The following is an 11,776-nucleotide window of genomic DNA, read 5'->3' as shown; positions in this document are numbered from 1 at the left end:
CATGAACTGGCGGGGCTGATGGAGCAACTGGGCATCCGAGAAGAAAGCACGCATATCGTAGGTGTGGGTTGTCGAGCAGCGGTCGTGGGTGGCGCGCGCGGCGCGCCGCGTTCAGGCGGCGGCGTCCGCCTGCCGCGCCAGCGCTGCCGCCCGAATCTGCGACAACGTCATGCCGGGCGCGATGCCGTCGGGGTCGTAGCGCAGTTCGAGAAGCGCGGGCAGACGCTGCGTATTGGCGAATTCGAGCGCCCGCGCAAACGCCGGGCCGAATTCGGCGTCGCTTTGCACCACTTCGCCGTGGCCGCGATAGGCGCGCACCAGCTCGCTGAAATCCGGATTGTCGAAGCCGAGCGCGATGGTGCGGCCGGGGAATTCGCGTTCCTGGTGCGCGCGGATGGTACCCCACATGCCGTTGTTGAAAACCAGCACGACGATGCCGAGCCGGTATTGCATCGCCACGCCCAGCTCCTGCAGGTTCATCTGGAAGCAGCCGTCGCCGGCGTAGCAGACCACGGTGCGGTCCGGATATTCGAGCTTGGCCGAGATCGCGGCCGGCAGCCCGTACCCCATCGATCCCACCGTCGGCGCGAGGCTGGTGCCGACGCCCTGGAAGCGGTGGTAGGCATGCGCAAACAGCGCGTAGTTGCCGGCCCCGGCCGTGATGCAGGCGTCAGGGGGCACGTGGTCGCGCACATGGCAGGCGACGGCATTCAGGTTCAGCGGACCGGGCGCGGATGCCGGCTCCTGCTGCCGCAGGTAGTCGCCGCGCGCCGCGCGGGTCTGGCCGGCCCACGCCGGTTCGGCCGCCGGCTCCAGCGTGTCGACGGCCTGCGCGAACGACACGACGTCGGCGACGATCGGCAGCGCGGGCTGGAATACGCGCCCGAGCTCGTTGGCGTCGGGATAGACATGGACCAGCCGCTGGCGCGGCAGCGGACTCTCCACCAGCGTGTAGATCTCGGTGGTCGCCTCGCCCATCCGCGTACCGACCGCGATCAGCAGGTCGGCATCGCGAATGCGCGCGCGCAGCGCCTCGCCCATGCCCCAGCCGACATGGCCGGCGAAATTCGGATGATGGTTGTCGAAGCATTCGAGCCGGCGCCAGGCCGCGCCGACCGGCAAGGCGAAGCGCTCGGCGAAGCCTTCGAGCTGGCGCATCGCTTGCGGCGTCCAGCCGGAGCCGCCGACCAGCAGGAACGGCCGCTGCGCCTGCGCCAGCAGCGTGCCCAGCGACGCCACTGCGGCCGGCGTTGGCGCCGCATACGCGCGCTGGTAGCGCGGCAGATCGGCCACCGTGGCCTTGCCCCACAGCGTATCCTCCGGCAGCGCCAGCACCACAGGCCCGGGCCGGCCGCTGGTCGCCACCGCAAAGGCGCGCGCGATGAACTCCGGGATACGGTCGGTGCGGTCGATCTGCGCGACCCACTTTGCCATCTCGCCGAACATGCGGCGATAGTCGATCTCCTGGAACGCCTCCCGCTCGATGAAGTCGTTGCCGACCTGGCCGACGAACAGGATCATCGGCGTCGAGTCCTGATAGGCGGTGTGCACCGCGATGCTGGCATTGGTCGCGCCGGGGCCGCGGGTCACGAAGCAGATGCCCGGCTCGCCGGTCAGCTTGCCGTAGGCCTCGGCCATATAGCCCGCGCCGCTCTCCTGTCGGCAGACCACCGGGTCGATCGCGTCCTGATGGTCGTAGAGCGCGTCGATGCACGGCAGGTAGCTTTCGCCGGGCACCAGGAACACGCGCTTGGCGCCGTGGATGCGCAGTTGCTGCACCAGGATCTGGCCGCCATTGCGCTCGCGCAGCGATTGGCCGTCTACTGCGCGGTTGTGCGTGGATGCTTTGGTCATGGATTGGCTCCGTGCGCTGCCGTGCACGACGGCGATCCCGCGCCCGCCGTCGCCTTGATTTCGATCTCGACGAACACGCATTCGCCGTCGTGCGCGTTGATCACGTTGTGCTCGACGCCCGCGGGCCGCGCGTACGCGCGTCCCGCCACCAGCTGGCTGGTGACCTCGCCCTGCGGCGTCTGCAACAGCAGCGGGCCGGTCGTCATCGGCACCACCACGTAGTCGTAGCCGTGCCGGTGAAAGCCCGTTTCGGCGCCGGGCGCGAAGCGCCATTCGGTAACGATCACGCGCTCGTTGTCGACCTGCACGGTCGGCACTGCCTGGGGTCTGCTCATGTTGGGGCTCGCATTGGGGTTCGGTGGTGCGGCGGCTGTCGGCTATCGGCTCTCAGCGGTCGATGCCGCCCATGCACAGGTACTTGATCTCGAGATAGTCCTCGATGCCGTATCGCGAACCCTCGCGGCCCAGGCCCGACTGCTTGACCCCGCCGAACGGCGCGACCTCGTTCGAGATCAGGCCGGTGTTGATGCCGACCATGCCGTACTCCAGCGCTTCGGCAACGCGCCAGATCCGGCCGATATCGCGGCTGTAGAAGTACGAGGCCAGGCCAAATTCGGTGTCGTTGGCCATGCCGACCACCTCGTCGTCGGTATGGAAGCGGAACAGCGGCGCCAGCGGGCCGAACGTTTCCTCCTTCGCCACGCGCATCGCCGGTGTCACGTCGGCCAGCACGGTCGGCTCGAAGAAGGTGCCGCCGATCGGATGGCGCTTGCCGCCGGCCAGCACGCGCGCGCCCTTGTCCAGCGCATCGGCAATATGCGATTCGACCTTGGCGACCGCATCCTCGTTGATCAGCGGCCCCTGCAGCACGCCCGGTTCGACGCCATTGCCGACCTTGAGCTGCGCGACCGCGGCCACCAGCTTGCGGGCGAAGGCGTCATAGACCTTGTCGTGGACGTAGAGCCGGTTCGCGCAGACGCACGTTTGTCCGGCGTTGCGATACTTCGAGGCAATGGCGCCCTCCACCGCCGCGTCGAGGTCCGCATCGTCGAACACGATGAACGGGGCGTTGCCGCCGAGCTCGAGCGACAGCTTCTTGATGGTGTCGGCGGACTGGCGCATCAGGATGCGGCCGACCTCGGTCGAGCCGGTGAAGGTCAGCTTGCGCACCACCGGATTGGCGGTCAGCTCGCCGCCGATCGCGACCGCGTCGCCGGTCACCACGCTGAACACGCCCGCCGGCACGCCGGCGCGCTCGGCCAGCACCGCGAGGGCCAGCGCCGACAGCGGCGTATCCTCGGCCGGCTTGAGCACCATCGTGCAGCCGGCCGCCAGCGCAGGGCCGACCTTGCGCGTGATCATCGCCAGCGGGAAGTTCCATGGCGTGATGGCCGCGCAGACGCCGACCGGTTCCTTGACTACGACCAGCCGGCGGTCCGCCATTGGCGAGGCCAGCACGTCGCCGCAGACGCGCTTGCCTTCCTCGGCAAACCACTCGAGGAACGAGGCGGCGTAGGCCACCTCGCCCCTGGCCTCGGCCAGCGGCTTGCCCTGCTCGGTGGTCATCAGCAGCGCGAGATCGTCGGCGTGCGCCAGCATCAGCTCATGCCACTTGCGCAGGATCTGGCTGCGCTCGCGCGCGGTACGGCGCCGCCAGTCGATCTGCGCGACGCGTGCGGCCTCGATGGCGCGCCGCGTCTCGGCGGCGCCCATCATCGGCACCTTGCCGATCGGCGCACCGGTGGCGGGATTCGTGACGACGAAGGACTCGCCGCGGTCGGCGTCGATCCAGGCGCCGCCAACCAGGGCCTGCGCACGCAGCAGGCCGGTATCGTTCAATTGCATCAAAGGCTCCGGGAAAATGGGCGGCGGATGTCGATCAGCGGGCCAGCACGTCGGCCAGGATGTCCAGCCCCTCGTCCATCACCGCATCCGGGATCGTCAGCGGGAACAGGAAGCGGATCACGTTGCCGTGCACGCCGCACGACAGCAGCAGCAGCCCCTTCTGCAGCGCGCGGTTCTGCACCTCGCGCGTGAACTCCGCATCGGGGCTGCCGTCGGCCTGCTGGAACTCGACCGCCACCATCGCGCCGAGCCCGCGCACCTGCGCGATCTGCGGCACGCTCGGACGCAGGCTGCGCAGCCGATCCATCAGCCGTTCGCCGAGCGCGGCGCCGCGCGCGATCAGGTTTTCCTCTTCCAGCACCTCGAGCACCGCGAGTGCGGAGGCGACGGACAGCGGATTGCCGGCATAGGTGCCGCCGAGCCCGCCCGGCGCCGGCGCATCCATGATCTCGGCGCGGCCGCACACCGCCGACAGCGGCATGCCGCCGGCCAGGCTCTTGGCCATCGTGGTGAGATCCGGGGCCACGCCGTAATGCTCCATCGCAAACAGCTTGCCGGTGCGGCCGAAACCGGTCTGCACTTCGTCGGCGATCAGCAGGATGCCGTGCTCGTCGCAGAGCGCGCGCAGCGCCTTGACGAAGGCGGCGGGCGCGACGTTGAAGCCGCCCTCGCCCTGCACCGGCTCGAAGATGATGGCGGCCACGCGCTTCGGATCGACGTCCGCCTTGAACAGGACCTGCAGCGCCTTCAGCGAGTCGTCGACCGACACGCCGTGCAGCTCGCACGGATACGGCGCGTGATAGACCTCGCCCGGGAACGGGCCGAAGCCGACCTTGTACGGCACGACCTTGCCGGTCAGCGCCATGCCCATCATCGTGCGGCCGTGAAAGCCGCCCGAGAACGCGATCACCGCGGGGCGCCCGGTGGCGGCACGCGCGATCTTGACGGCATTCTCGACCGCCTCGGCACCGGTGGTGAAGAACGCGGTCTTCTTGGCCCACTGGCCCGGCGCGCGCTGGTTGATCTTCTCGGCCAGCTCGATATAGCTGGCATAGGGCACGATCTGGTAAGCGGTATGCGTGAAGCGTTCCAGCTGCTTCTGCACCGCGGCGACCAGGCGCGGGTGCCGATGGCCGGTGTTCAGCACCGCGATGCCGGCCGCGAAGTCGATGAAGCGGCGGCCTTCGACATCCCAGATCTCCGAATTCTCGGCCCGCTCGGCGTAGAAATTGCACATCACACCCACGCCACGGGGCGTGGCGGCATCCTTGCGGCGGACCAGTTCGGCGTTCTTCATCGTGTTCTCCATGGGGCTTCGGGTTGGGCGCACGGACGGCATCCGGAAATAGGGGCTTGCCGGCCGGGCCAATGCGTTGTCAGGCGGCGGCGCGGATCGCCTTCGGATCCCACTCCTTGCCGGGGATCGCCGCGATCAGGCGCTGCGTGTAGTCGTGGCGCGGCGCGTCGAAGATCTGGGCCGGCGGCCCCGACTCGACCACCTTGCCCTTGTGCATCACGATCACGTGGTGGCAGATCTGCGCCGCCACGCGCAGGTCGTGCGTGATGAAGATCAGGCCGATGTCGAGCCGCTTCTGCAGCGTGGCCAGCAACTCCAGCACCTGCGCCTGCACCGAGACGTCGAGCGCGGACACGGATTCGTCGGCCACCAGCAGCTTCGGCTCGAGCGCCAGCGCGCGCGCAATGCCGATGCGCTGGCGCTGCCCGCCGGAGAACTGGTTCGGATAGCGATCGAACGCCGAGTCCTCCAGCCCGACCAGCTGCAGCAGTTCGCGCGCGCGGGCCTCCGCCTGCTGGCGCGGCACGCCATTGGCGATCGGCCCGTCGCTGACGATCCGGCCCACGGTATGGCGCGGATTGAGCGAGGCGAACGGGTCCTGGAAGATCATCTGCACATCCTTGCGCAGCGCGCGGAAGCGTCGTTCGGGCATCCGCGCGATGTCCTGGCCCTGGAACAGCAAGGTGCCGCCGTCGATGTCGGTCAGCCGCAGCAGGCATTTGCCGATGGTCGACTTGCCCGAGCCCGACTCGCCGACGATGCCCAGCGTCTCGCCGCGCCGCACGGTAAAGCTGACGCCGTCGACCGCATGCACCACGCGCTTGCGCGAGAACAGGCCGCCGCCGGACACATAGGTCTTGCGCAAGTCGCGCACGTCCAGCACCGTCTCCGCCGCCTGGCCGTCGGCTTCGCCGCAGCGGCCGTGCGGCACCGCGCCGATCAGCCGGCGCGTATAGGGATGCTGCGGGTGGTTCAGCACCTGCTGTGCGCTGCCCATCTCGACCAGCACGCCCTTCTCCATCACGGCGACCCGGTCGGCAATCTCCGCCACTACGCCGAAGTCGTGGGTCACGAACATCACGCCCATGCCCTTTTCGGCCTGGATCCGCTTGATCAGCGCCAGGATCTGCGCCTGCGTGGTGACGTCGAGCGCGGTGGTTGGCTCGTCCGCGATCAGCAGCGCGGGCTCGAGCGCCAGCGCCATCGCGATCACCACGCGCTGCCGCTGCCCGCCCGACAGCCGGAACGGGTAGCTGTGCACCAGCGTCGCGGGATCGGGCAAGCCGACGAAGTCGAGCAGGTCCAGCACGCGGCGCATGCGCGCCTCGCCGGGATAGGCGTGGTGCACGCGCATGACCTCGGCGATCTGGTCGCCGACCGTCATCACCGGATTGAGCGCGGACAGCGGCTCCTGGAACACCATCGCCATGTCCTTGCCGCGCATCGCGAGCAAGGTGGCTTCGTCCTGCGCGAGCAGGTCCTTGCCGCGGAACAGGATGCGGCCGCTCTGCGGCTTCAGGTACGGCGGCAGCAAACCCATGATGGCGTTGGCGCTCATCGACTTGCCCGAGCCGGATTCGCCGACGATGCAGAGGATCTCGCCGGCGTGCAGGTCGTAGGAAACGTCGCGCACCGCGTAGGGCCGGTCGCCGCCGCTGGGCAAGGCAATGGTCAGGTCGCGGATCGACAGCAGCGGCGCCGCGGCTGACTGGCTATTGGAGTGCGGCATCGATTGAACGGACATGGCTCGCTCCCTCATTCGCCGCGGCGGCGCAGCTGCGGATTCATGGCGTCGTTCAAGCCTTCTCCGATCAGGTTGATGGACAGCACCGTCAGCAGGATCGCCACGCCGGGCCACACGCTCATCCACCAGGCTTCGCGGATCATCGTGCGGGCGGCGCCGATCATGAAGCCCCAGCTCATCATGTTGCGGTCGCCCAGGCCAAGGAAGGACAGCGCCGACTCGGTCAGGATGGCGGTGGCGACCATGAAGGAGGCCGACACGATGATCGGCGACATCGCATTGGGCAGGATCTGCGTGGCGATGATGCGCAGCGGCTTCTGGCCGATGACCACGGCGGCCTGCACGAATTCGCGCTGCTTCAGCGACAGGAATTCGCTGCGCACCAGGCGCGCGACCGGCGGCCAGGACACCACCGAAATGGCGCCGACGATCGAATAGATCGACGGATTGAAGATCGCGACGATCACCACCGCCATCGCCAGCTGCGGAATGGTCTGGAAGAACTCGGTAAAGCGCATCAGCGCGTCGTCGATGCGGCCGCCGCAGTAGCCGGCCACCGCGCCGATCAGGATGCCGAACAGCAGCGCCACCGCGGTGGAGATCACGCCGACCAGCAGCGACACGCGCGCGCCGTACAGCATCCCCGCGGTGATGTCGCGGCCCAGCATGTCGGTGCCGAACGGATAGGCCGGATCGGCGAACGGCTGCACCAGCGGATCGGCCACCATCAGCCACGGCGAATCTTCGTACAGCACCGGAGCGAACAGCGCGAAGGCGATCACGGCGAGCAGCACCAGCGCACCGATCACCGCGCCGTAGTTGCGGCAATAGCGTTGCAGGAAGGCTTTCATGCGGTGGCTCCCTTGCCGCCGACCGAGATGCGCGGATCGATGAAGCGATAGAGCACGTCGGTCAGCAGGTTGAAGAAGACGACGAGGGCCGACGTCACGAAGAAGATGCCCAGCAGCAGCTGGTAGTCGCGCTGCAGCAGCGCGTCGAACATCAGGCGTCCGATGCCGGGCCACGAGAACACCGTCTCGGTCAGCACCGCGCCGCCGGCCATCTGGCCGAGCTGGATGCCGGCGAAGGTGATCACCGGCAGCAGCGCGTTGCGCAGCACGTGCACGCGGATCACCCGGCTGGCCGGCACACCCTTGGCGCGCGCGGTCTTGACGTAGTCCATGCCCATCACCTCCAGCATCGAGGCGCGGGTCAGGCGCACATAGACCGCCATGAAGAAGCAGCCCAGCGAGATCGTCGGCAGGATCATGTGCAACGCCACGTCCTTGACGCGCGCCATGCCGGTGTAGCCTGCACCGATGGTCTCCATGCCGAAGGCCGGCAGCCAGCCCAGCACCACCGAGAACAGGATGATCGCCATCAGCGACAGCCAGAACAGCGGCGTCGCATACAGCAGCAGCGCACCCGACATCACCGCGCTGTCGATCCAGCGGCGGCGGTTCTCGTAGCGAGTGCGCGCGGCGATCACGCCGAGCAGCACGCCCAGCACGATCGAGAAGACGAAGGCACCGCTCATCAGCAGGAAGGTGGCCGGCAGGCGGTCGAGGATCAGGTCCAGCACCGGCAGATGGTTGCGGTACGAGTAGCCCAGGTCGAGCTGGGCCACGCCCTTCAGATAGATGCCAAGCTGCGTCAGCAGCGGCTTGTCGAGGCCGAACTGCTCGCGCAGCTGGCCGACGAACGCGGCATCGCCGGCGCCGGCCTCGCCCGCCATCACGGTGGCGGGATCGCCGGGCGCCAGGCGGATCAGGAAGAAGTTGATGATGACCACGCCGAGCACGACCACGATGGCCTTGCCAAGACGGGAAATCAGGAAGGAAAGGAAATTCACGGCAGGCTCCACGACTTCGTGGTGGCGGTCACCCTCTCCCCCGCCCCTCTCCCGCAGGCGGGAGAGGGGAGAAGACAGGGCCGGTGGCTCAGTTCTTCTCGATCGAGACGTTGTCGAACGACTCGTTCAGGCCGATCGCCGTGGTCACCAGGTTCTTCACGTTCTTGCGGTAGAGCGTCGGGAACTCCAGCTCGAACAGGTTGGCGTTGGCGACGTCGTTGACCAGGATCCGCTGCACCTCGCTGTAGAGCTTCTGACGCTCGGCCGGGTCCATGGTCGCGCCCGCCTTGGCCCACAGCTCGTCGGCCTTCGGATTGTTGTAGCCCTGCACGTTGGCGAACGGCGTGCCCTTGACGATATTGCGCGCGACGTACAGCCGTTCGACGCCCAGCGCCGGATCGCCGTACTGGTAGGTGTAGGTGGTGGTGAGGTCGAAGTCCCAGTTGCTGACACGCGCCGCCCAGGTGCCTGCGTCCGCCGATTCGATGCTGACCTTGAAGCCCAGCTGCTCGAGCATCTGCTTGGTGTACTCGTCCAGCCGATCCCAGTTGGCCCCGTACGAGGTCGCCAGGATCTTGATCGGGTACTGGCCGACATTGACGCCCGACTCCTTGATCAGGTCGCGCGCCTTCTTCAGGTTGAAGTCCATGCTCGGCATGTTCTTGTCGAAGAACAGCGTGGTCGACGCGAACGGGCTGACCGCCGGCTTGCCCATGCCGAAGAAGATGTTGTTGACGATCATCTTGCGGTTCAGCGCATGCATCACCGCCTGGCGGACCTTGACGTTGTCGAACGGCGGCTTGCGCTGGTTCATCAGCATGCTGGCCATCGGCGAGAACAGCTCCCAGCCCTTGGTGGTGTATTCCACGTTGGGCAGCGCGCGCAGGCGCTTGACGTCGACGTTGTCGACATCGCCGCCGCGCAGCACCTGTACGTCGCCCTTCTCGAACGCCACCGCGCGGGAGGCCGAATCGGGAATCACGTAGAAGACGAGCTCGTCCAGATATGGCTTGCCCTTCTTCCAGTAGTTCGGGTTCTTGGCCAGCTTGATATAGGCGCCCTTCTTCCACTCCTTGAACATGAAGGGGCCGGTGCCGACCGGTTTCTGGTTGGCCGGGTTGTTGCGGTAGTCGGTGCCCTCGTACAGATGCCTTGGCATCATCGGCATGGTGCCGGTCTCGAACATCGAGATGAACGGCGGGAACGGTTCCTTCAGCTTGATTTCGACCGTGGTGTCGTTGACCGCGCGGATCGACGCCATGTACTTGTTCAGCACGGCACGCGTGCGCACATGGACCTCGCGCAGCAGCTTGTCGATCGAGAACACCACGTCGGCCGAGGTGAACGGCTTGCCGTCGTGCCACTTGACGCCGCTCTGCAGCTCGAAGGTATAGGTCAGGCCGTCGGGCGAGATCTTCCACGACTTGGCCAGCTCGGGCTGCGGCTTCAGATCCGGCGTGTAGGTCAGCAGGCCCTGATAGATCTTGCCGGCAATGTACTGCGTCGGCGCCTGCGAATTGAGGGCGCTGACCAGGATCGGCGGCTCGGGCTGCACGATGCCGGACAGCGTGCCGCCGGTGGTCTGGGCGGCGGCGTTGCCGGCCGGCAGCGCCAGGGGCAACAGGGACAGGCCTGCCGCCGCGATCGCCAGCGAAGCCAGGCGCTGTTGAAAGCGCGTCGTAACTCGTTTCATCGGCTCGTTTCCTTGTCGTTGTGAACAGCGGGTACTGATGGCACCTACGGAGTCGCAAACTGAGGCGCAAACTGAAGCGCAAACTGAGGCACTGCTTTGCATGGATCGCGTCCCGTCACGCCGTGACAGGGCGCATGGCCGGCGTCATGCCCTGGCAATCGGCTCCACACCGCACCAGTCGTGCAGGAACTGCGCCAACGTGGTGGTCACCCGCACCATGCTGTCGAGCGACACGGATTCGTCGATGCCGTGGATGTTGCGGGCGATGGGCCCATAGCACGTCACCGGGGTATCGAGCATCAGGCGGAAATGGCGCGCATCGGTGGTCGCGGTGGTGGCCTCGCGCTTGACCGGCTCGCCGTGGACCTTGCGATGGGCCTCGGCCAGCGCCTGCATGCTGGGCACGTCGAGATCGAACTCGCAGCCCGGCGCATGAAAGCCCTCGTAGCGGATATTCAGTTCGAGATTGCTCTCCAGCCGCGCGACGGTGGCGCGGATGCGCGCCTCGACGATGGCCTTGGTCTCGTCGATGTCCATATGCGGATAGAAGCCGATGCGCACGCCCAGCGTGCAGGTGCACGGCACCGACGAATTCCATTCGCCGCCGTGGATCTGCCCGAGGTTGAAGTTGATCGGGTGGGCATGTTCTCGGTACACCGGCGGGCGGTTCTCCGGCCGGTTCCATTCGGCCTCGAGCTCGCGCAGGTCTTCCATCACCGCGACGCCCGCCTCGACCGGATTGACGCCCGAGGTCATGTAGGCCGCGTGGGCCGGCTTTCCGGTCAGTTCGATGAACATCCAGTAGACGCCCACCTGCGCGCTCATCAGCCCCTCGCCGAGCGGCTCGGGAATGATCACGGTATCGAAGGCGGCCAGCTTGCCGGCGCCCACCGCGCTGCGCAGCGCCGCCACGGTGGCCAGCGCGCCGTTGCCAGTGTTCTCTTCCTCGAGCACCGCGTTGAATCCGACCGCACCGGCCGGCTGCACGCCCAGCGCGCGCAGCGCCTTGAACGCGGCCAGCGCACAGACGATGCCCGCCTTCATGTCGCCCGAGCCGCGGCCATAGAGCCAGCCGTCCTCGACCACCGGCGTGTACGGCGGATTGCGCCACATCGATTCGGGGCCGGTGGGCACCACGTCGAGATGGCCGTTGAACAATACCGAGCGGCCGCCCTTCGCGGCAGGCCGATGCGTGGCCAGCAGGTTGTAGCGGCCGCCGTCCGGACAGCACGGAGGCGAGAACAGCGGCAGATGCCTGATGGCATCGGCGCGCAGCTCGATGCGCTCCGATGCGAGTCCCAGATCGCGCAAGGCCGCCTCGATGAATTCCGCCGCGGGCTGCTCCTGCCCGGAGGGGCTGGCGGCCGCGACGAAGCCCGACAGCGTCTCGACCATATAGGGCAACAGCGAGCGCACGGCGCCGGCGATGTCGGTGGTACTGAGTTGGCTTGCCGAATCTTGCATGAGGGCTCCTTGGAACACCGGGCTGCG

General features: G+C 67.5%; 9 protein-coding genes. All 9 read right to left on the bottom strand.

Going from position 1 to position 11,776, the window contains the following annotated elements; all coding sequences use genetic code 11:
- Positions 1-111: 111 nt before the first annotated feature.
- A complete protein-coding gene (locus B551_RS13200; protein WP_023264272.1) occupies positions 112-1,854 on the bottom strand; it encodes a thiamine pyrophosphate-binding protein in 1,743 nt (580 codons plus the stop codon).
- The gene (locus B551_RS13195; RefSeq protein WP_023264271.1) at positions 1,851-2,189 is read right to left on the bottom strand and encodes a cupin domain-containing protein; all 339 of its coding nucleotides are present in this window, start codon (positions 2,187-2,189) and stop codon (positions 1,851-1,853) included. The genes B551_RS13200 and B551_RS13195 overlap by 4 nt, the downstream gene beginning before the upstream one ends.
- A 52-nt stretch (positions 2,190-2,241) precedes the next feature.
- Entirely contained in the window at positions 2,242-3,699 is a 1,458-nt protein-coding gene (gene gabD, locus B551_RS13190) for an NADP-dependent succinate-semialdehyde dehydrogenase (RefSeq protein ID WP_006577167.1), read from the bottom strand.
- Between the two features lie 34 nt (positions 3,700-3,733).
- Positions 3,734-4,996 (bottom strand): 4-aminobutyrate--2-oxoglutarate transaminase, encoded by a 1,263-nt coding sequence (locus B551_RS13185; RefSeq protein ID WP_006577168.1) that lies wholly within the window; start codon positions 4,994-4,996, stop codon positions 3,734-3,736.
- 79 nt (positions 4,997-5,075) lie between these two features.
- Complete coding sequence (locus tag B551_RS13180; protein ID WP_006577169.1) at positions 5,076-6,740, bottom strand: ABC transporter ATP-binding protein; 1,665 nt, start codon at positions 6,738-6,740, stop codon at positions 5,076-5,078.
- Positions 6,741-6,751: 11 nt separating this feature from the next.
- Positions 6,752-7,591: an ABC transporter permease gene (locus B551_RS13175; protein WP_006577170.1), complete on the bottom strand. Its 840-nt coding sequence runs from the start codon at positions 7,589-7,591 to the stop codon at positions 6,752-6,754.
- A complete protein-coding gene (locus B551_RS13170; RefSeq protein ID WP_006577171.1) occupies positions 7,588-8,592 on the bottom strand; it encodes an ABC transporter permease in 1,005 nt (334 codons plus the stop codon). Before B551_RS13170 ends, B551_RS13175 begins: the two co-directional genes overlap by 4 nt.
- Before the next feature lie 88 nt (positions 8,593-8,680).
- On the bottom strand, positions 8,681-10,285 hold the full coding sequence (locus B551_RS13165; protein WP_006577172.1) for an ABC transporter substrate-binding protein: 1,605 nt from the start codon (positions 10,283-10,285) through the stop codon (positions 8,681-8,683).
- Between the two features lie 144 nt (positions 10,286-10,429).
- A complete protein-coding gene (locus B551_RS13160) occupies positions 10,430-11,749 on the bottom strand; it encodes an ArgE/DapE family deacylase (RefSeq protein ID WP_006577173.1) in 1,320 nt (439 codons plus the stop codon).
- Positions 11,750-11,776: the final 27 nt, after the last annotated feature.

This window comes from Cupriavidus sp. HPC(L) (assembly GCF_000307735.3).
Classification (GTDB): Bacteria; Pseudomonadota; Gammaproteobacteria; order Burkholderiales; family Burkholderiaceae; genus Cupriavidus.
The sequence above is the reverse complement of the archived record's forward strand: the minus strand, read 5'-3'. Positions and strand labels throughout refer to the sequence as shown.